Genomic DNA, 21994 nt, shown 5'->3' on the forward strand with positions numbered 1-21994 from the left:
AGGTCATGCGCGGTCCCGCCATCGTGTTCGATAACATCTGCCTGCAACTGGGCGGTACGCAAGTGCTCGACGACGTCAGTTTTCGGGTGGAAGCCGGTGCCCTGCACTGCCTTGTCGGCCCCAACGGCGGCGGCAAGACGTCACTGGTGCGCACGCTGCTGGGCCAGATGCCGCATACGGGAACGGTCCGCTTCGAGGGGGAGGTGACGACACCCATGGGCTATGTCCCGCAATTGCCGGACCTCGACCGCAACGTGCCGATAACGGTCAACGATCTCATGGCCCTGCTCGGCCAACGCCGGCCGGCCTTCCTGGGCTCGAACCGATCCGCCAAGGCGACCCATGCCGAGGCCTTGGCGCGTACCGGCGTGGCAGGCATGGGCGCCAAGCCCTTTGGCAGCCTGTCCGGTGGCCAGCGCCAGCGCGTGCTGCTGGCCCAGGCGATCAGCCCGGCGCCCTGGCTGTTGATCCTCGACGAACCGACCGCTGGCATCGACGAACCCGGCGTGCATCTGGTGGAGGCGCTGGTGGCCGAGTTGCACGGTCGAGGCGTCACCATCCTGTGGATCAACCATGACCTGGAACAGGTCCGGCGCATCGCCCAATCGGTGACCGTCATCAACCGGCGAGTGCTGTTCCATGGTGCACCCGACCAGATCGCGTATTCGCTGGAGGGGAGCCAATGAACGCCCTGTACGACTTCATTCGCAACCACCTGCAGGCGCTCGCCGCCAGTGGCCTGCTGCCGCAGCCGTTCGAGTACGAGTTCGTGATCAATGCACTGCTCTGCGCGGTGCTGATCGGCCCGCTGCTGGGCGTGCTGGGGTCGATGGTGATGATCAAGCGCATGGCGTTCTTCAGTCAGTCCGTCGGCAATGCGGCGATGACCGGTGTCGCCATTGGCGTGCTGATCGGCGAAGCCTATACATCCCCCTACTTCTCGATGTTCGGCTTCTGCTTGCTGTTTGCCCTGACGTTGAAGTACACGCAGCATCGCACCACGCTGGCCAATGACACGCTGATCGGCGTGTTCCTGTCCATCTCCCTGGCGGTCGGGGCCTCACTGCTGCTGTTCGTCTCGGCCAAGATCAACACCCACGTGATGGAAAGCGTGCTGTTTGGTTCCATCCTCGCGGTGGACCACATCGACATGAATGTGCTGCTTGGCGTCACGGCACTGTGTGCGCTGCTGGGGTTGCCGCTGTACAACGGCATGCTGTTGGCCAGCCTCAACCCAAGCCTGGCCCACGCCCGCGGCGTGCCGGTGCGAAGCGTCGAGTATGTGTTTGTCGTGCTGGTCACCCTGGTGACGGTCGCTTGCCTGAAAATCATTGGTGCCGTACTCGTCGAAGCCCTGTTGCTCATACCGGCCGCGGCAGCACGCAACATCAGCCGTTCGCTGCCGGGGCTGGTCGCGCGCGCCATTCTGATTGCGACCTTCTCCTGCGTGGTGGGCATCCTGGCGCCGATGCAATTCCACATTCCCGTACCGACGGGCGGCGCCATCGTGATAGTTGCCGCCCTGGTGTTCGTCGCCACCACCGTCATGCGCGCCACTACGTCCCGGTTCAGGGGGGCCAGCGTATGAACAGGAAGGGGTTATACAGGTCCTGGTTGGCGCTGCTGCTGGGCCTCTCGTGTTCGGCCTTTGCCGATACCGGCAGGCAGCAAGTGCTGGTCGCATTGCCTGCCGTCTATGCGCTCACATCCGCACTTAGCGCCGGCACGACCCTGGAGGTCGTCCGCGTTCCGGTGGACGTGGCCGTGCCCATGGAAAGCCAGGCCAACGCGTTGTCGCGCCTCGACGCTGCGATGTTCCAACAGGCCGAAGCCGTGGTCACCCTCAGCAGTCTCTGGCGCGCGGACCCGCTGTACGCGACAGCACGCCGCCACAACCTGCGGATCGCCGAGATCGATGCCTCGCGCTCATGGGACAGCATCAAGCCCGGCGTGGCTGCGACCCGTGCGCCAGCGAACGACGTGCCCTGGGCCGCCGCGAGCGATGTGGATCAGGGCTCATCGCCGTACGCCTGGCTCGGCCCCGTCAATGCCATGCGCATGTCGGCGTTGATCGCCGCCGACCTGGCACGCCTGGCCCCTGCCGATGCGCCGCGCATAGAACACAACCTCGCCGCGCTCGAAAGTCGTTTGCGCCGGCTCAAGGCCGACTACGGTGCCCGGCTGACGGCGGTACCGGATCTGCGCGTGCTGTCGCTGGCCAATGAGTTCATCTACCTGTTCGGCGAGTTCGGCGTCTTTGTCGACGGTTGGTTCGTTCGACAGGACATCGACTGGAGCGACACCGACCGCGCCGCACTGACCCAATACCTGCGCGAGCGTGACATCCACGTGGTGGTCCACAAATGGGCACCGGAAGCCAGGATTGCCAAGGCCATCGAGGACGGCGGGGCACGGCTGCTGATACTCGATACGGGCAACCCGGGAATGCTCGCCGACACGGCCAACGGGTACGAAGCACTCCTGGGCTCGAACCTGGAAGCCTTGCTGGCGGCCTTCGCCGAGACTGGCAACGACAACACGAAGGGCGACGGTCAGTCGCCTCCCCAATGATCGATCTTGACGGCGAGACGTTATGAAACTCATGGATTCAGCACTGCGGATACCGATGGCAGGCGCTCTACTGGTCTGCCACGCAGCCTTCGCCCACGGCCCCGTCTTCGATTGCTATATCAAGGGCGATGGCCGGGTGGCGTGCGAGGCCGGCTTCACCGATGGCAGTTCGGCCGTCGGAAGACAAATCCATGTCCAGGACCCGAGCAACAAGGTGTTGCTCCAAGGTGAGATCGACAAGGACAACACCTATACCTTCCAGCCCCCCGCCGGGAATTACTCGGTGGTATTCCTCGGCGGAGCCGGCCATGAAATCACGATTCAGTCTTCCGACATTTCAAGGTAAAAACGACCATGACGTTCAAACGAAAACTGCTCCAAGCCCTGGCCGCTACGACATTCACTGGCTTGACCGGCGCTGCCCAGGCCCATTTCCAGATGCTCTACCTCGAAGAAACGGCACTGCAGCGCGCGGAAAAACTCGAGTTCGCGCTGGTGTTCACTCATCCGTTCTCGGGCGGCCCCACCATGGACATGGGTGCACCTCGGTCCTTTAGCCACACCAGCGCCCACGGCGCGGAAAAAATCGACCTGCGCCAGTACTTGCGCCCCGTCGAGTGGCAGAGTCGCGACAACCGAACGACGGCCTATCGTGCCTCGATTCCGCGAGAGGTGGTGCGTTCACTGGGTGACCATATCTTCGTACTCGAACCCGAGCCCTACCTGGAAACCGAGGAAGACGTGTACATCCAACAGTTCACCAAATTGATCGTGAACGTCGGCGGCGTCCCCAGTAACTGGGCAGAACCACAAGGGCTGCCGGTTGAGATCCAGCCATTGAACAAGCCTTACGCCAACTGGACGGGCGGTGTGTTCCGCGCCGTGGTGCTCGCCGACGGCAAGCCTGTGCCGTTCGCCGAAGTCGAAATCGAGTACGTCAACCATTCCGTTGATCTCGAGAAAAACGCCTTTGGCCAGCAAGACTATGTCATGGCGCCCCAGGCTTCATTCAAAGCCCACAGCACATACTCGGACGCCCAAGGCATCGTGACCATTGGCCTGCCCCGGGCCGGCTGGTGGGGCATTGCGGCGCTCGACATCGGCGCGACGAAAACCCACAAGGGCAAACCCCTGTCGCAAGACGCAGTGCTGTGGGTGCAGGCCAGGGACATGAAGTGACCAGGCCCGCTCAGGGGCCTCAGTGTGCCTGGGACGGCCATTTGGTTTCGAGCTGCAGCGCCTTGCGGATACCCGAATCCAGCAAGCGCGCCGGAGCAAAGCTGCGCAGGAACTGCAACTGACCGGCCGCCTTGCCAGCGGTATAGCGCAACTTCGGCCGTGCGGCGCGCGCGACCTGGAGCACCACATCGGCCACCACGTCGGGACCGTCGGCGGTCGCCATGGCCTGGTTCACCACTTTGGTCACTTTTATCCGAATGTCCGCGTACACGTCGAGCTTGGCGTCGGGCTGGAGGTTGTTGTTCTCGAATTGGGTCTTGGTATAGCCGGGCTCGACCACCGTGACCCTGATGCCGTGTGTACGCAACTCGTGATCCAGCGCCTGGGAATAACCTTCCACCGCGTGCTTGCTGGCCGAATAGAGCGCGGCATAAGGAACAGGCACGACGCCGAGGATGGAGCCAATGTTGATGATGCGTCCAACACCCTGGCGTCGCATATGCGGCACCACCGCACGAGTCGTGCGTACGATGCCGAGGAAGTTGGTATCGAAAAGGGCCTTGGCCTGCTCGATTGAGCTCTCTTCCGCCGCTGCGGGCGCAATGCCAAAGCCGGCGTTGTTGACTAGCAGATCGATCCGCCCCTCCAATCGAAACAGCTCCTGGATGGCCGCTTCGACGCTGGCATCGTCGGTGACGTCCAGCATCAGCAGTGGAAAGCCCTGGTGGCCGGCACGCGCGCCTCGCCGGCTGGTGCCATAGACGTTGTAGCCTGCCGCAACGAGCTTATGGGCGATGGCTTCTCCGATGCCGGATGAAGCGCCAGTCACCAACGCCACGGGTTTATTGATCATCATGAGTTTCCTTCCGGTTATCGAGGTTATCCGGTCAGAAGATCGCAACTGTGGTTGTCCAAGGATCCGACATCAGCGCGCTTCATTGACTGGCAGGGTTATGATGATGATCATAATCGTAGCAGTCAATGATTTTGATGCCGATCGACATCAATAAGGCCAAGCGCCGCACTCAGTGATCAAGGGCCCTCTTTTTCACAGGGCCCGAAACCGCTTCATCAAGCGATCAGATCGTTGGCATTAAGCGTGTTGACGCCCGTCAGCTGGATTTCAAAATCCGCCGCCAAATCACCATTGATGTTGCCGTACAGCACCTGGTCGACGAAGCGCAGTTGCCCTGCTGCGGTGAAGCCATTGGAATCGATGAAGCTGAACGTGTCGGCAAACGCGGTCAGGAGATTGGCATCGAGTTTCGACAGGTCCAGCTTGTCGCCCTGCAGGCTGCTGAAGTCGGAAACGGTATCACGCAAACTCCCTATGCCCAGCTCACCCAGCGTATTAAAGACAAAACGGTCGCTTCCGGTTCCGCCGGTGAGGCTGTCAGTTCCCAGGCCGCCGCTCAACATGTCGTTGCCCGCCCAACCGCTCAGCACGTTGTTGCCGTCGTTACCGATCAGCACGTTGTCCAGGGCATTACCGCCGCCTTTGAGGTGAGCGCTACCGGTCAAGGTAAGGTTCTCCAGATTGGCGCCCAGGCTCCACTTCTGTGAGGAGTGCACGGTATCGATTTCACCGGCCAGGGTGCTGGTTTCGCTAACGATATCCTCGAGGTTATCGACCACATAGGTGTCGTTGCCGGTACCGCCAACAAGTGTGTCGATACCGCTGCCGCCGTCCAACGTGTCGCTGCCCGCCCAGCCGCTCAGCTCGTTGTTGCCGGCGTTGCCAATCAGTACGTTGTCCAGGGCGTTACCGCCGCCTTTGAGGTGAGCGCTGCCGGTCAGCGTGAGGTTCTCCAGATTGGCGCCGAGGCTCCATTTCTGTGAGGAGCGCACGGTATCGATTTCACCGGCCAGGGTGCTGGTTTCGCTGACAATATCCTTGAGGTCGTCGACCACATAGGTGTCGTTGCCGGTACCGCCAACAAGCGTGTCGATGCCGCTGCCGCCGTCCAACGTGTCGCTGCCTGCCCAACCGATCAGCTCATTGTTGCCGGCGTTGCCGATCAGCACGTTGTTCAGGGCGTTACCACCGCCTTTGAGGTGAGCGCTGCCGGTCAGCGTGAGGTTCTCCAGATTGGCGCCCAGGCTCCACTTCTGTGAGGAGCGCACGGTATCGATTTCACCGGCCAGGGTGCTGGTTTCGCTGACAATATCCCTGAGGTCGTTGACCACATAGGTGTCGTTGCCCGCGCCACCGATCAGTGTGTCCCACCCGGCTCCACCGTTCAGCACGTTGTTGCCGGCGTTGCCAGTCAGCACGTTGTTCAGGGCATTGCCACTGCCGTTAATGGACGCGGAACCGGCCAGGATCAGGTTTTCCAGGTTGGCGCCCAGCGTCCAGCCTACCGAAGAACGCACGGTGTCGATTTCGCTTGCCAGGGCGCTGGTTTCGCTGACGACATCCTTGAGGTTGTCGACCACGTAAGTGTCATTGCCCGCCCCCCCCATCAAGTTATCGATACCGCTGCCGCCATCCAGTGTATTGGCACCGGCGTTACCGTCGATGCGATTGTTCAAGGCGTTACCCGTGCCGTTGATATTGGCGCTTGCGCCAAGCCTCAACGTCTCGAGGTTGGCACCCAGGACGTAACTGACGGACGAAATGACAGCATCGATTTCGCTGGCCAAGGTGCTGCTTTCCTGCACCTTGTCACCGATGCTATCGATGACATAAGTGTCGTTGCCAGCCCCACCGATCATCGTATCCTCACCGGCGCGACCGTTCAGGACATTGGCCAATGCATTGCCGATCAGTGTGTCGCCATTGGCCGAGCCGAATGCGTTTTCAATTTTGGCACCGTAGGCGATCGCCAGTCCTTCATTGAAGGCCGTCTGGGTGTCGAGGTTCAGAAACGCTTGGCCGATCTTGCTGAACTGGCCTTCATTCAAGTTGATACGGACTGCTGCCAACTGGTTGCTCGCATCGATCGTGTCAACGCCGCCGGCGTCCCAGATCGTCTCGAAAACCGATTGGCCGGACTCCCAGCGATACGTGTTATTGCCGGTCTGCCATTGAGTGTTGGCCCCATAGAGACTTTGGATGGCGGCAATATCCAGCACCATGGGGGTGGTGGGCTCATAGGAATACGAGGTGTTGTAACTCATGATGGTATTGCGAACGTCATCGAACTGATCTGCAAGCACCGTGGTGTTTGACAGACTTTGGGAGAACGGATGCTTGAGACCAAGTGCATGGCCGATCTCATGCATGAAAACCAGATAGTCGTAGGTGCCCTTGTCCGGGGCCGGGTTATTCGTCACTGGCCCGAGCCAGACATCACCGCCGCTGGGCGTATCGGCGGGAAAATAGCCCCAGGCTGCGGTGTCGCTATCCATATTCAGATAGCCACCGAACCGCAGGTCGCCTACCGCAGTGTAGGATTCGCTGACCTGGGTGAATTTGATGTTGGCGATCGAACCCCACATGCCGAGCGCACTGGTAATGCCGTTTTGCTGGGCTGACGTCAGGACGTAGCTGGCCTCATACTCATTGTCACTGCTGTAGGAGCGAACAAAACGCGAAGTCTCAGTCATGAAACTGTACGTCAGGGGTGTGGTGAACGTACCGGTGCTCCAGGTGTTGCCCATCCAGTAGGTACCAACCAGCAAGCTGTCGACTTGTGCATTGCCGGTCAGCGTTGCCGACGAAGTGTATGAATAACCAACCGGAGTGGGCATGTGAAGTCTCCTGTGAGCAATCTGCGGCCTTCCGAAATGTGGCCGCTACAAAAAAGGGGGTATTTTGCATTAGAAACAGCAAAAGTGATATTGCTTAGCCATCTTTTATATCTTGAATCCACTGAACTATGGCGCAACCAACCACTCATTGGCCCGGCGAATATCTCCATCTCCCAATCGCCCGCTCCAGCGATGCAATACCAGCAAACTGGTCACGAACTTGTATTGGGACTGATAGAAATCACGCCGTGCACGAAACTCTTCCTTGATGCTATCGAGCACATCGACCGCATTCTTGACGCCGTAGCCGAAGGCTTTTTCCGTGGCTATCCGTGACTTTCCAGCCGATTCCAGCGCGCGACGCGTTGCCTTGATCCGACTGAGTTCGGCCGTCATGCCAAGATAAGCCGTGCGGGTTTCCTTGATGACCTGGCGTCGCAAGGCTTCCAGTTCTTGCTGGGCGACTTCCTTGTCACTTTCGGAACTCGATACCCGTGCACGGGTAGAACCGCCGCTGTAGAGCGGCATTTGCAAGTCCAGGGAAGCAACGAGGTTGTCCGAGCGCGGCGTCACGGCGCCTTCATAGCCGATGTCGCTGCGTTGCGCCGTCAAGTTCAGCCCCAGCCGAGGCAGATGCCCCGCCTTGTTTTCAGCGATGGCCGCCTCGGCGGCGCGGACACTGTGCTCGCGGGCGTGCAGCGCCGGGTTGCTGTCCAGCGCCGCCTGCACCCAATCGTCTTGTGCTTGCGCCGGCAGACTGAAGGCTGGATTGTCGCCAATGCGCTTGAATCGCTCGCTGACATCGCGCCCCACCAGTTCAGAGATGGCCTCACGACTGACCAGGACCTTGTTGCTGGCTTCGATCTCGTCAGCCTTGAGCGCGTCCACCCGCGCTTCAAGATCCAATGCGTCGGTGACCATCGCCATCTGCCGGGCGTACAAGGCCTTGACGCGCTTGAGGTTACGTTCGGTCGCCTCCAGTTCGCTGCGCACCAGCGACAATTCGTCTTCCGCCGCAAGCACGGCGAAGTAGCGCTCGGACAGATCAATGCTGGCCTGCACCCGGGTATCGTCGGACTCATAGCCACTCTGCCGGGTCAACTCGATGTACTTCTGGTAACTGCGCCAGACCTGCGGGTCATAGATCACCTGGTTGAGCACCACGGCCATGCGCTTGCCGTTGTACTGGATACGGTTCAGGTCATCGTCGCGCCGACTGCGGTTGAGGCTGCTGCTGGCATTTAGCTGCGGCAGCAATTGGCCAAAGGCTGCGCGTTCTTTGCCCTCGCCGCTCCGGGTCAGGGCTTGTGCCCGCAGGACGCGCGGATCGGCCCCCTGCGCTTCCTGATGCAACTGCCACAGGTCGACATAAGTGTCGTCAGCGAGGACTCCCAACGGCACGAGGGCCAGGCACATCATGATCAAGCACTTCATTTCAGTCCTCGATCAACGAACGCGCGAACACGTTGCTCGCCGGCTGTATCAAATATTGCAACAGCGTCCGCGCGCCCGTATTGACCAGCACTTCGACCGGCATGCCCGGCACCAGGGTAAGGTTGCCCAGCGTCTGGCGCCCTTTGTCCGTCAGGGCCACGCGTGCCAGGTAATAGGCTGCGCCAGTGTCCTTGTTGATCAGGCGGTCTGCGGAAATCTGCACCAACCGTCCCTCGATGACGGGCGTGGTGCTGCTCTTGAATGCGCTGAAGCGAATGTCCGCCAACTTGCCCAAGGCAATGCGGTCGATGTCCATCGGCGACACTTGGGCCTCGACGATCAGCTCCTCGTTGGCCGGGACGATGTCCAGCAGCGCGGTGCCCGGGCTGACCACGGCACCCAGGGTGTGGACGGTCATGCCCATGACCATTCCGGACTCCGGCGCGAGGATATCGGTACGCTGATCGCGGTCCTGCAGGGTTGCCAATCGCTCGCGCAATTCGTATACCTTGGTCCGCGCATCGCCCAGCAGGCCGGCGACCTCGCTGGCGAAGGCCTTCTTCAACTGCAGGATCTTCAACTTCGCCTCGTCGACATGGACCCGCGCTTGCGCGATTTCGGACTGGCTTTCAGCGATTTCGGTTTGCAGGCGAGCGAGGCTGCGCTCCTGCTCGCGCAGCCGCTGTTTGTCCACGTAGCCTTCGGCAAGCAGTGCCCGCAAGTCGACTATTTCCTCTTGATAGGAGGCGGCCAGCATCTGTTTGCTGGCGATGATGGCCTTGAATCCGCGAACCTGTTCCTCGATTTGTCCGATGGTCGTCTCTTGCAAGCCGATTTCGCCCAGCAACGAGGTCCGTCGAGTCTGGAAAATTCGCGCTTCACTGTCGCGGGCTTCTTGTACCCGCGGGTCCGCGAGGTCCAGGGTCGGCACCGCCGCAGGTTCGGGCAGCGCGTCACGTTCAGCCTCCAACCGGGCCTGCAATTGGAGCGCGGCGATCAACTGGCTGCGGGTCGTTTCCATTTCCGAACGTGCCTGGGTATTGTCGAGCACCAACAACACATCACCGATTTTCACCAGATCCCCGTCGTGCACCCGCAGTTCGCGCACAATGCCACCTTCCAGATGCTGCACCGTCTTGCGGTAACTTTTGACCGTGACCACGCCCGGCGCGAGTGCCGAGCTGTCGAGCGGGGCCAACGCCGCCCAGCCACCGAACAGGCCAAAGGTGACCAGCAGCATGAGGTAGCCGACGCGGCGTATCGGCCTGTCATCGATGGGCAACGCGGCGGATGAGTGTTGAGTGTTTTGCATGAAATGGCTCATCCGTTTCCTACGGTTGAATCGCGGCAGCCTGGCGGGCCGCGGGTGTTGCGTCTCGCAGGCGTGCCAGGACCTGGTCCCGCGGCCCGAACAGACTCAGTTCGCCTTGATTGAGCACCAGCAGTTTGTCCACCTGCGCCAGCACCCCGGATCGATGGGTAATGACAAACACCGTGGCCCTGCTCTGCCTGAGCTTTTGCAGCGCCTCGGCGAGCATTTTTTCGCCGGCATCATCCAGGTTGGAGTTCGGCTCATCGAGCACCACCAGGCGCGGCTCACCGTACAAGGCGCGGGCCAGGCCGATACGTTGTCGCTGGCCGCCGGATAATCCACCGCCATTGGCACCGATCAAGGTGTCGTAGCCATCGGGCAGTTGCAGAATTAACTCATGGACTCCCGCCATGCGCGCGGCGGCGACCACGGCCGGTGCGTTCACCGTGCCAAAGCGGGAAATGTTCTGGCTGATCGAGCCTTCGAAGAGTTCGATGTCCTGGGGCAGATAACCGATGTACTGGCCCAACTCCTCCCGACGCCATTGGCTGATGTCCGCACCGTCCAGGCGTACGGTGCCAGCCAGGCACGGCCAAACGCCCAGCAATGCCCTGGCGAGGGTCGACTTCCCCGCGCCGCTGGGACCAATGATGCCCACCACCTCGCCTGCGCTCACCTGGAAATTCACGCCGCGAATAATCGGTTTGCGCGCATCCGGGGCCCCTGCCGAGAGGCCCTCGACGCGAATCGCCCCTTCAGGCGCCGGCAGCGGCATGCGCTCAGGCTCGGCGGCCACCTTGAGCAGCAATTCGTGCAACCGGGCGTATTGCGAACGGGCGCCCAGGAAGCCTTTCCATACGCCGATCAACTGATCGATGGGCGCCAACGCGCGCCCTAGCAAAATCGAGCCGGCAATCATCAGCCCGGACGAAATCTCGTGATTGATCGCCAAATAGGCGCCCAGGCCCAGCACCAGCGACTGAACGATTTGCCGGAACGTCCTGGACACCGAGGTCATGGTCGCGGCGCGGTCGCTGGCCAGGCTTTGCAGGGCAAGAATCTTATGGGTTCGCCCGCTCCAGTGCTGACGCAGGCTGGCAAGCATGCCCATGGATTCCACCACTTCGGCATTGCGCAAGCTTTTGTGGGTGAGCGCAGTGGCTGCCATCTGTTCACGGTTGGCCGCCTGCAGCGGCGCATGGGTGAGCTTTTCATTGGCGAAGGCCAGCGCCCCCAGCAACACGGCACTGACGATTCCCATCCAGCCGTACCAGGGATGGAACATGAACATGACCGCGAGGTAGATCGGAATCCACGGCACGTCGAAAAACGCGAACAGGCCGTTGCCCGTCAGGAACTGGCGTAAGCCGTTCAGGTCGCTCAAAGGCTGGGCCGTGGCATTCAGGCCACTGGTATTGAGCGCCTGCTTGAAACTGGCATCGAACAGACGCTGGCTCAGCAGCGTATCCAGACGCGTACTGATCCGTACCATGATCCGCGAACGGACCCACTCCAAGCCCCCCATGGTGATCATCAACAGCAACATGATCAGCGTCAGCATCAACAGCGTCGACACGCTGGCGCTGCCTACCGCGCGGTCATACACCTGCAGCATGTAGAACGACGGAACGAGCATCAGCAAGTTGACGAAAAAACTGAAAAAACCAACGGAAAGAAAACTGCCTTTGCAGACGGCAAGGGCGCCTTCCAGTTCGGTCCTGGCGCGGGCTGACATGGTTTATCACCTGAGGTCCGATGCTGGTCAAACCTGAAAAATCACATGGGCATAGGCGTGCGAACGCCTGGGATATCTTTCGGCGGGATCCCGCTAGGGCGCCCGCGCAATCGGATCTACCGCGTTGTATCGGCATGCTTGTGTGGTTCTTGAGGGAAAATTGGCGGGTAGGCCGTGCGGCGTGGGCGCCCGAGATCAATGTCCTCCCTGAGGCGGCCTGATAGCCGACCTGGTTCTTGATGGGACTGCGTTTGTCCTGTGGGAGATTCTATGGTTGAGGGGAAGCCCTCAAGCCGCTTTTGGTTGGTATTCGCTTTGTCCTTTCAGCAAAGCGAATACGATCCGAGCAAGCTTGCTCGCGATATCGGTAGCCCAGCCACATAGATGCCTGCCTGTACCCCGCTCTTGCTCTTGCTCTTGCTCTTGCTCTTGCTCTTGCTCTTGCTCTTGCTTTGGATCTTGCTCTTGCTTTGGATCTTGCTCTTGCTTTGGATCTTGATCTTGATCTTGATCTTGATCTGAGCGCCCCGTTAACCACGCTGGCCGAACGCAGGCATTGTGGAGTGGGCATCCCGGCATGGATGCCGGGATAGCCGCGCTGGGCCCATGGATGGCCCTTCGCGGCGGCCCACGGAGCAATGCCGGAGTGAGGGCATGCCGAGCCCTAGCGAGGCACCGAGTGGTGGGGCAAAGCGCTTTTGGTTACTTTTGGCGCTCTTCCAAAAGTGACCCGCCGTAAGGGCGGAACCCTAAGCCGCCGTGACCGAAATAACGGATATACACACAGTCTCCCCTAAACCCTCACGCCTCCCAACGACGAAACAACACGCTGGCATTAACCCCACCAAACCCAAACCCATTGGAAAGCGCATGGGTAATCGGCATCTCCCTGGCACAAAGACCAACCAGATCAAGCCCCGCAGCCCCCTCGTCAGGATGAACCAGGTTCAAGGTCGGCGGAACAATCTGGTCCCGAAGCGCCAACACCGTAAAAATAGCCTCGATACCACCCGCCGCCCCCAACAGATGCCCAGTGGCCGACTTGGTGGAGGTGATCGCCACATCGGAACCGCGCCCGAACACCGAGCGAATCGCCGCCAGCTCACCATTGTCGCCAACCTGGGTGGACGTCGCATGGGCATTGATATGCTGCACGTCTGTGGGGCTGACCCCGGCCTGGCGCAACGCCTGCTCCATCGCGCGCCGGGCGCCGTCGCCATCTTCCGGGCCGGCAGTCAGGTGGTAGGCATCGGCGCTGGTGCCGTAACCCACCAACTCCGCCAACGGCTTGGCGCCGCGGGCAAGGGCGTGTTCCAGCGACTCGATCACCAGCAGCCCTGCCCCCTCGGCCATGACAAAGCCGTCGCGATCTCGATCGAAAGGCCGCGAGGCCTCTTGCGGGCGCTCGGCAAAACCGGTGGATAGCGCGCGAGCGGCGGCAAAACACCCCAGGGTCACTCGATCTATCGCGGCTTCCGTCCCGCCGCATACAGCGACATCCGCCTCGCCGCCGCGGATGAGCCTGGCCGCATCGCCAATGGCCTGCACCCCCGCCGCACAGGCGGTGACCGGCGCACCGAGCGGGCCTTTGAAACCGTGACGGATGGACACGTGCCCGGCCGCCATGTTGGCGAGAAAGGCCGGCGCCGTGAACGGTGACAATCGGCGCGGACCTCGCTCATCAGTGGTGCGGACCGCACCGGCAATTGCGCCAAAGCCACCCACGCCCGAAGCAATGATCGTCGCCGTCCGCTCCTGGTCGTGGGCATCGGTCGGTTGCCAGCCCGCCTGTTGCAACGCTTCTTCGGCCGCCACCAGGGCGAACTCAATGAAGCGATCCATTTTCTTGCGATCCTTGGCGGGGATGATGCGCTCGGGGTCGTAGCCGGCGATGGGGTCTTCTTCCAACGACGGCACCTGGCCGCCCACGGCCACGCCCGTCCCCTCGGTGATATCGCCAGACAGGAGACGAATGCCGGAGCGCCCGGCCAGCAAGCGCGGCCAGACTTCTTCCACGCCACAACCCAGCGGGCCGACAATGCCCACGCCAGTGACGACGATGCGTTTTTGCCCTTGGGAAGTCATCATTTGAAACCTCTTCATTTGCTCAGTCGACGTTCATTGAATGGCTGGCTTACGCCAACGGTGCTGCCGGGGTGTGCGCTGGCGCGTCAGGACGGATCTTGAACCAGATGGCGTACATCGCCGGCAGGAACACCAACGTCATGATGGTGCCGACGAACGTGCCGCCGATCAGCGTGTAGGCCAACGTGCCCCAGAACACCGAGTGCGTTAGCGGGATAAAGGCCAGGATGGCCGCCAACGCTGTCAGCAGGACCGGACGCGCCCGTTGCACCGTGGCTTCGATGACCGCATGGAAGGGTTCCAGCCCCTCTTGTTTGTTGTGATGGATCTGCCCGATCAGGATCAGCGTGTTGCGCATCAGGATGCCCGAGAGCGCGATCAGGCCCACCAGGGCGTTGATCCCGAACGGCTGCTGGAAGATCAGCAACGTCGGCACCACCCCAATCAAGCCCAGGGGCGCGGTGAGGAACACCATGATCATGGCCGAGATCGACCGCACCTGCACGATGATGATCAGCAGGGTCAGGGCCACCATGATTGGCACCAGCGGCACGATCGCCTTGCCGGCCTTGCCCGACTCCTCGATGGCGCCTGCCTGCTCGATCCGATAGCCGCTCGGCAGGGTGTCGATGATCGGCTGCAGGGCCTTGATGATCGCGCTCGATACGTCCGGTGGCTGCAAGCCTTCGGCAATGTCGCCGCGCACGGTCATGGTCGGGGTGCGGTCACGACGACGAAGAATCGGATCCTCCATGCGCACATCGACCTCGCCCACCTGGGACAGCGGAATACGCTGACCCGCCGCACCCACCAGGGTAAAGCCCTCGATCCTCGCCGGGTCGAGGCGAATATCACCGGCCGCGCGACCGACCACCTGCACCGAGCGGATGTCCTCGCGAACCGCCGTGATCGGCACCCCTGCCAGCAGGAACTGCAATTGCTGCGCGACCGCATTGGACGTCAGGCCTACCGCCTGCAAGCGGTCCTGGTCCAGGGTGAAATGCAACGTCGGCGTCAGTGGCCCCCAATCGGTATTGACGGTCCGCATCAACGGGCTCGCCTGCATGACGCCCTGGACCTGCGCCGCGATCTCGCGCAACTTCGACGGATCCGGCCCCATCACCCGGTAGGCAACCGGATACGGTGAATACGGGCCGAACACCAGTTGCGTCACGCGGATGCGCGCCTCCGGGGCAAGCCCCTCGGCTACTGCCTCGCGAAGACGGAACTTGAGGGTCTCGCGCGCTTCCTGGCTGTCGGTCAACACGACGATCTTGGCGAACGACGGATCGGGCAGTTCCGGCGCCATCGCCAGGTAGAAACGTGGCGCACCCTGGCCGATGTAGGCCGTGACGATTTTCGCCTCGTCCTGTTTTTGCAACCAGGCCTCGACCTTGGCGGTGGTGGCGCTGGTCTGCTCGATGGAAGTGCCATAAGGCATTTGCACTTCGATCAGCACCTCCGGGCGATCGGAGGTCGGGAAGAACTGTTTCTTCACCAGGCCCATGCCGAGGATCGCCACGATAAATGTCGTGACCACTGTGCCGGCCACCCACCATTTGCGCGCGATGACCCGGGTCAGGACCTGGCGAAAACGATTGTAGTGGCGAGTGTTATAGATGGCTGCGTGGCCACCCTCGACCTGCTTGATGTCCGGCAACATCTTCACCCCCAGGTAAGGGGTGAACGCTACCGCCACCACCCAGGACGCGATCAGGGCGATACCGACGATCCAGAACATGTTGCTGGTGTACTCGCCGGCGGTCGATTGGGCGAAACCGTTGGGCATGAATCCGATCGCTGTCACCAACGTACCGGACAACATCGGCGCGGCCGTATGGCTCCAGGCATAGGCGGAGGCCTTGATTCGGTCATAGCCCTCCTCCATCTTCACCACCATCATTTCGATGGCGATGATGGCATCGTCCACCAACAACCCGAGCGCCAGGATCAGTGACCCCAGTGTGATGCGGTCAAAATTCTTGCCGGTGGCCGCCATGACCACGAACACCACGGCCAACGTCAATGGCACCGCCGCCGCGACCACCACCCCCACACGCCAACCCATGCTGAGAAAGCAGACGATCATCACCACCAGCAACGCGACGAAGAATTTGACCATGAACTCGCCGACGGCCGAGTCGATGTTCACCGATTGGTCGGTGACTTTGGTGAGGGTCATGCCCAAGGGCATGTCTTCGTTGATCCTGGTCGTCTCCGCATCCAGGGCCTTGCCCAGGTCCAGGCCGTTCCAGCCTTCACGCATCACGACGCCCAGCAACAGCGCGTCTTCACCGTTGTTGCGCACCAGGAACGTGGCTGGATCCTCGTAGCCACGCTCGACGGTCGCCACATCCGAGAGCTTGAGCGTGCGCCCTTGAATCGCCAGGGGCGTGTCGCGAATTTTCGCCAATTTATCGAACGCGCCGTCGACCCGAAGGAAGACCTGCGGTCCATTGGTTTCGATCGAGCCGGCGGGCGTGAGCGCGTTCTGACTGTTCAACGCCGCGAAGATATCCTGGGGCGAGACGCCCAGGGTGGCCAGCCGATCATGGGAGAAGGAAATAAAGATACGCTCGGCCCGCTCGCCGATGATGTTGACTTTTTTCACCCCCGCCACGTGCAGCAGGCGCTGGCGCAACGCTTCGGCATCACGCACCAGCAATCGCTGCGGCTCGCCCTTGGCTTTCAGGGCGAACAGCGCGAACGTCACATCGGAAAACTCGTCATTGACCATTGGCCCAATGACGCCGGCCGGCAACTTGAGCGCTTCGTCCTGGAGTTTTTTGCGCGCCTGATAGAACTCCTCCTGCACCTGCGAAGGTGGCGTGCGATCGACCAGCGACACCATGGTGAAGGCCAGGCCGGGACGGGTGTAGGTTTCCGTGCGGTCGTACCACTTCAATTCCTGCAAGCGTTTTTCAAGCGGCTCGGCGACCTGGTCCTGCATTTCCTGGGCGGTTGCGCCCGGCCATGCGGTGATGACGGTCAACTGCTTGACCGTAAACGGTGGGTCCTCGGCGCGCCCCAACTGGAAGAACGCCAAGGTCCCCGCGACGGCGATCAGGAAAATCAGAAACACGGTAATGGATCGCTCGCGAACGGCGAGTGCCGACAGGTTGAGGCTCATGGACGGCCCCCGGCAACCTTCACGTCACCCGGTTGCGCCAGCCGCACTTCTTCACCCTCGCGCAGCAGATGGGCGCCGAGCCCGACAATGCGCTCGCCCACGTTGAGATCACCGGAGACGCGCGCGGCGTCGTCGCTCAGACCCAGGACTTGCACAGGTCGCCAGATGACTTTCGCCGGTTCGCCGTCAATGCTCCATACGCCGGTACCGTTTCCCGAATCATAAATGGCCGCTATCGGCACTTGCAGCGCCTGCCGTTGCGCGGAACCTCCGGCGATGCGCAGCGTAACGGTCGCCCCCAGCGGTGCATTGGCCAACGCCCCCTCCAGCACATACCGGGCCTCGAAGGTGCGGGTCACGCGGTCGGCCGAATCCGACAGCAGCCTCAACTTTGCGGTGACGGCACCCGTGCTAGCGCCATAAAGCGTCGCCTGGGCGGTGGCGCCTGCGGCAGGTCGCAGGGTCTCAGGCAACTGCACAACCGCTTCACGCTGCCCGGCCCGCGCCAGTCGAACCACGGTTTGCCCGGGGCTGACGACTTGCCCGGGTTCGGCCAGCGTGTCCATCACGACACCGTCGGCATCGGCGAGCAGCACCGCATAACCCGATGCGTTCCGGGCGACGTCAGCCTGGGCCTGCGCGGCGCTGAGTTGGGCCTTGGCGGTGTCGGCGGCGGCTTTGATCTGGTCGTAACCCGATGCGGAAATAGCGCCTGCGGCGACCAGATCGCGATAGCGCGCCTCGTCATCGGCGGTCTGCTTGGCCCGGGCCCGGGCGGCAGCGACTGCTTCTTGCTGGGCTCGGGCTTGCAACCCCAGGTCGATGGGATCGAGGCGCATGAGCGGCTGACCGCGTTTTACCGCCTGCCCGGTATCGACCAAACGTTCGAGCACCTTTCCCGATACCCGGAAGCCCAGGTCACTTTGGACACGAGCGGCCACCACGCCAGTAAAAGAACGCGTGGCGTCGGACGAACCCTGAACTTGGGCGACCCGCACCAACGGGGCAAGTGTGCGCGGGTCTTGGGTGGTGGAGGAATCGCCACACGCCGTCAGGACGAGCGGCAACAAGCAAGCGACAAAGGTGACAGGTCGGAGCCGGCGCATAGGTTCCCTTTTTGGCAAATGAGGACAGAGAGACCGCATTCTCAATCTCGTGACCATTACTGTCAATGGTCACTGTTCGATTCTCACCCTAATCAATCTCCCCTGTAACCTTTATCCAGTCACATTACAAAGTTTGCCCCCTGAGTGCTCATTGACAGAAAGTGACCACAATATAATATGGTCACAAATCATCCACGACTCCAGGAATCCCAATGTCGCCCCTACGCCCCGCTGCTTGGTTGGTGAGCTTCAGCATGATGGCAGGCTGCACTGTCGGTCCGGATTATCAACGTCCAGACACTGCGCTCGCCCATCGCTACCTGGGCCAGGCCTCTGTCGAACAAAGGACCGCAGCGACGCCGGCCAGCCTGGCCACATGGTGGGAAGGTTTTGCCGATCCAGTGCTTAGCGACCTGATTGCCAAGGCGCTCGAGCAGAACCTGGACCTGGCGCAGACATCGGCCCGTGTCACCCAGGCGCGGGCCGGCCTGGGGGCTGCCAATGCGGCGTTATTGCCCTCTGGAAACATCAACGGCCAGGCTGCGCGCGCGTATCAATCCGTGGAAACGCCACTGGGCCAAGTGCTGGACTCGACACCTGGCTACGATCGCTACGGCAGCGCCTACGAACTCAACCTGGGCGCCAGTTGGGAAATGGACCTCTTTGGCGGCCTGCGCCGCGGACGCGAAGCGGCGCTGGCCGAGTACCAGGCCAGCGAGGCAGGTGTCGCGGCCACACGCCTGGCCGTCGCCGCACAGACTGCCGACCTCTACATCACTGCCCGGGGATTGCAGGCGCGGCTGGACATTGCCAACCGACAAGTCAAGACACAGCAGGACCTGTTGGAGAAAGTCCAACTGCTCTACAGCAAGGGCCTTGCGGCCAGCTATCAGGTTCATCAGGTCGAGGGCACCCTCTCGCAGGTCCAGGCGACGAGGCCCGTGCTGCAGACAGGACTGGACGCGGCCATGAACGCCCTGGATGTCATGCTCGGCACGCCGCCCGGCACCTATCGCGAGCAGTTGGCAAATGGACGGAGCATCCCTTTGGCGCCACAGATAACGACCATGGGGGCCCCTGCCGATCTATTGCGCCGCCGGCCAGACCTGATCGTGGCCGAGCGTCGTTTGGCTGCCTCCAATGCGCGTATCGGCGAGGCCATCGCCGAGTACTACCCGAAATTTTCCCTTAGTGCGTTGCTGGGCAGTGCCACGGCAGTTTCCGCCGGCAACCTTTTCACCGGTGATGCCAGCCAGGCGGCGGGCGCGCTGGGGCTGCGCTGGAGACTCTTCGACTTTGGCCGCATCAATGCGCAAATCGACCAGGCCAAGGGGCAGGAAGCCGAAGCGCTGGCGGCTTATCGCCAATCCGCACTGCGCGCCACCGAGGACGTCGAGAACGCCTTCTCCGCGCTGGTGAATCGAGAATCCCAGGCGAACACCCTCACCCAGGGCGAAACCTCGCTGACACAGGCCCGCCAATCTTCGTTCATTGCTTATCAAAAAGGCACCGCCAGCCTGATCGACGTCCTCAATGCCGACGCGACGCTGCTGCAGGTCTCCGACGCACGGGCGCAAGCACGTACAGAATCGGCACGGGCCGCGGTGGCGGCATTCAGGGCGCTGGGTGGTGGCTGGCAGCCTGCTGAAGGCCAGCCGGTGGCGGTTCGCTGACTGAATCCACCCTCATGACCAACTATTTAATTGGTCACAAAATGGCGGATCCACTCAAGAGAAAGGCGCAGCCGTAACAGCCGGTACTGATGCGCGGTTACCGTCAGCCAACGCTCACGGCATGAGGCTACGCAAGATGAGATTGCAGGTAAGCGTGGGGGCGTCGTCGACGTAATCGAGGTTGTGTTGCAACAGCAAAGGATTGACGAACGGCCGCAGCGCCAGATGGATCGCGTCGACGGTCTCATCCAATGGCGTCTTGCGCTCGAACTCTCCAAGCTCCCGCCCCTCACGCACGATCTGCAGCACGAAGTTCTTGATCCGTGCGTTATAGACTTGCGAACTGGGCCAGCGCTCCGACGCGGAAAACGCCGCAATGTCATAGAGCTTGCGATCATTGAAAAACAGGTTCACACCCGTAGTGATCAAGGCCTTGACCAAGCGGCGAAAACGCTCCGTCGCCGAAAGCCCCTCTTCACTGATGGCCTGCTCCACCGCCGCGACGATTTCGGCCAGGCACTGGCTACAGATGGCCTCGCCAATCGCCTGCTTGGAGTCGAAGAACTTGTAGATGTAGGCCTTGGAGAAACCGATGGCCTTGGCCAGGTCGGACACCGTGGTCTTGCCATAACCGTATTGACTGAAATGCTCATTGGCCGCCGCGACAATCTGGTGGCGAATGTCATGATCGACTGGGCCGCGGGTACTGGGCGAAGGTAGGGATGGCTGGTTCATGGGGGCAGCTTACGCATCCTGAAGATCGTTGACAACTTGTGACCATCCTTGGATATCGTCACAAAGCGCCAGATTAAAGGCTTTTGTCGATGCAATGATCTATACCTTCAGATACACGCAGTCAGGCCAACGCAACAGACTGGCGTGTCCTGATAAAACGACTGTGGCGAACCCACTCGGGGTGCGCCGCATCACATAAAACGGCCTGCAGCACGCTGTTTCCGGCGCCGCCCCGTAGAATGGCGCCCACTTTCCAACGCCTGAAGTATCGACCATGAGCCTGAGCAAACGCGTTTTGAATGTTCCCACCAAGGCGCTATCCAGGCTTTGTCTATTGATACCGTTGCTGGTCGTGCACAACGCTGGCGCTGAAGCCTTGGAAATTGAACTGCACATTCTCGAGGCTCCGCCGCTGACGTTCGTCAACGATCCCAGGGGTTACGGCATCGTGGGCGATGTCGCCGTGGCAGCCATGACCAAGGCTGGCTACACGGTAAAGGTCCATGTGCTTCCCTGGGCCCGGGCACAAAAGCACGTCAGTGAAGAACATGACCACCTGATCGCACCTCTTTCGCGCATCCCCACCCGTGAGGATCGTTTCACCTGGATCGCCTCGATCATGCCCATGGAGCGAGCTTTTTTCAGCCTTGAACGACGGGTGAGCAGCTTCGCCCAGGCCAAGGAAACCTACCGCAAGATCGGCGTCGGCCTGGGCAGTGCACAGGAAGATATCCTGCGCACCGAAGGCTTCAGCGATGAACAGATCTACCCGCTGGCCATTGGCGACAATCCCGCCCAGATGCTGTTGATGGGGCGTATCGATGCTTGGTTCAACGGCGTGCCGGAGAGTCGATACATCTGGCCGAAGGTGTCCAAGCGCAAACTGCTCATGAGCAAGGTCGGCAGCAGCGCCGACCTTTACCTGGCCTGTTCGAAGCAATGCTCGCCAGAAATGGTCGAGCATTTGCGCGAAGCGGTTGAAGCGCTTCGCGCGGATGGGACCGTCAAGCGTGTCCATGACCTGTATCTGCCGCATTAGGCTTGAGTCAAGCTCACCCGGCGGCCATCAATAAGTTTGATCACAAAAAAGCAAAGCCCGCTCGTGGGCAACCCACTCACTCAAGACTTGCCAAAGCCAATGTGGGAGCGAGCCTGCTGGCGAAAGCGGTGGGTCGGTTGGCGGTGATGTTGGCTGGGCAGCCGTCATCGCGAGCAAGCTCGGCTCCCACAGGGGTTCTCGGGTGTTTCCAGACCTGATGCCGAGCACTCAACCCCGTGGCGAGGGAGCTTGCTCCCGCTGGGGCGCGAAGCGGCCCCAATAAGCTGCATGCGATCTGCCTG

Annotated in this window: 16 protein-coding genes; 7 read left to right on the plus strand and 9 right to left on the minus strand. The window is 61.3% G+C overall.

The features are described 5' to 3' along the window. The first annotated feature begins 5 nt into the window (after window positions 1-5). Genes HU767_RS02285 through HU767_RS02305 form a run of 5 tightly spaced genes read left to right on the plus strand, consistent with a single transcriptional unit; the run spans window position 6 to window position 3750 of the window. Window positions 6-686 (plus strand): metal ABC transporter ATP-binding protein, encoded by a 681-nt coding sequence (locus HU767_RS02285; RefSeq protein WP_225917580.1) that lies wholly within the window; start codon window positions 6-8, stop codon window positions 684-686. Then, the gene (locus tag HU767_RS02290; protein WP_186706720.1) at window positions 683-1588 is read left to right on the plus strand and encodes a metal ABC transporter permease; all 906 of its coding nucleotides are present in this window, start codon (window positions 683-685) and stop codon (window positions 1586-1588) included. The genes HU767_RS02285 and HU767_RS02290 overlap by 4 nt, the downstream gene beginning before the upstream one ends. Next, complete coding sequence (locus HU767_RS02295; protein WP_186706719.1) at window positions 1585-2571, plus strand: zinc ABC transporter substrate-binding protein; 987 nt, start codon at window positions 1585-1587, stop codon at window positions 2569-2571. Before HU767_RS02290 ends, HU767_RS02295 begins: the two co-directional genes overlap by 4 nt. Before the next feature lie 55 nt (window positions 2572-2626). Then, window positions 2627-2917, plus strand: a complete 291-nt coding sequence (locus tag HU767_RS02300; protein ID WP_225917581.1) for a hypothetical protein — start codon at window positions 2627-2629, stop codon at window positions 2915-2917. 8 nt (window positions 2918-2925) lie between these two features. Then, entirely contained in the window at window positions 2926-3750 is an 825-nt protein-coding gene (locus HU767_RS02305; RefSeq protein ID WP_186706717.1) for a DUF4198 domain-containing protein, read from the plus strand. 19 nt (window positions 3751-3769) lie between these two features. Here the strand turns inward: HU767_RS02305 and HU767_RS02310 are convergent, their stop codons facing one another. From HU767_RS02310 to HU767_RS02345, 8 genes are all read right to left on the minus strand, one after another. Continuing rightward, entirely contained in the window at window positions 3770-4603 is an 834-nt protein-coding gene (locus HU767_RS02310) for an oxidoreductase (RefSeq protein WP_186706716.1), read from the minus strand. Between the two features lie 218 nt (window positions 4604-4821). Beyond that, window positions 4822-7443, minus strand: a complete 2622-nt coding sequence (locus tag HU767_RS02315; protein ID WP_186728391.1) for a M10 family metallopeptidase — start codon at window positions 7441-7443, stop codon at window positions 4822-4824. A 126-nt stretch (window positions 7444-7569) separates the two neighbouring features. Next, the gene (locus tag HU767_RS02320; protein ID WP_186706714.1) at window positions 7570-8877 is read right to left on the minus strand and encodes a TolC family protein; all 1308 of its coding nucleotides are present in this window, start codon (window positions 8875-8877) and stop codon (window positions 7570-7572) included. Window position 8878: 1 nt separating this feature from the next. Beyond that, window positions 8879-10189, minus strand: coding sequence for an HlyD family type I secretion periplasmic adaptor subunit (locus tag HU767_RS02325; protein WP_238349397.1), 1311 nt, complete (start codon window positions 10187-10189; stop codon window positions 8879-8881). A gap of 19 nt (window positions 10190-10208) precedes the next feature. After that, window positions 10209-11924: a type I secretion system permease/ATPase gene (locus HU767_RS02330; protein ID WP_186706712.1), complete on the minus strand. Its 1716-nt coding sequence runs from the start codon at window positions 11922-11924 to the stop codon at window positions 10209-10211. Between the two features lie 801 nt (window positions 11925-12725). Next, window positions 12726-14012 (minus strand): beta-ketoacyl-ACP synthase II, encoded by a 1287-nt coding sequence (gene fabF / locus HU767_RS02335; RefSeq protein ID WP_186728393.1) that lies wholly within the window; start codon window positions 14010-14012, stop codon window positions 12726-12728. A gap of 46 nt (window positions 14013-14058) precedes the next feature. Next, window positions 14059-17139, minus strand: a complete 3081-nt coding sequence (locus HU767_RS02340) for an efflux RND transporter permease subunit (protein WP_186728394.1) — start codon at window positions 17137-17139, stop codon at window positions 14059-14061. Then, window positions 17136-18245 (minus strand): efflux RND transporter periplasmic adaptor subunit, encoded by a 1110-nt coding sequence (locus tag HU767_RS02345; protein WP_186728395.1) that lies wholly within the window; start codon window positions 18243-18245, stop codon window positions 17136-17138. Before HU767_RS02345 ends, HU767_RS02340 begins: the two co-directional genes overlap by 4 nt. A gap of 212 nt (window positions 18246-18457) precedes the next feature. Between HU767_RS02345 and HU767_RS02350 the strand changes: the two genes are divergently transcribed. After that, complete coding sequence (locus HU767_RS02350) at window positions 18458-19918, plus strand: TolC family protein (RefSeq protein WP_186728396.1); 1461 nt, start codon at window positions 18458-18460, stop codon at window positions 19916-19918. Window positions 19919-20032: 114 nt separating this feature from the next. Here HU767_RS02350 and HU767_RS02355 read toward each other — a convergent pair whose 3' ends face one another. Beyond that, window positions 20033-20653, minus strand: coding sequence for a TetR/AcrR family transcriptional regulator (locus HU767_RS02355; protein WP_186706707.1), 621 nt, complete (start codon window positions 20651-20653; stop codon window positions 20033-20035). A gap of 274 nt (window positions 20654-20927) precedes the next feature. Here HU767_RS02355 and HU767_RS02360 point away from each other — a divergent pair, with 274 nt between their 5' ends. Next, window positions 20928-21692, plus strand: coding sequence for an ABC transporter substrate-binding protein (locus HU767_RS02360; RefSeq protein WP_186706706.1), 765 nt, complete (start codon window positions 20928-20930; stop codon window positions 21690-21692). Window positions 21693-21994: the final 302 nt, after the last annotated feature.

It is taken from the genome of Pseudomonas sp. SWRI179, assembly GCF_014268705.1.
Lineage (GTDB): Bacteria > Pseudomonadota > Gammaproteobacteria > Pseudomonadales > Pseudomonadaceae > Aquipseudomonas > Aquipseudomonas zanjanensis.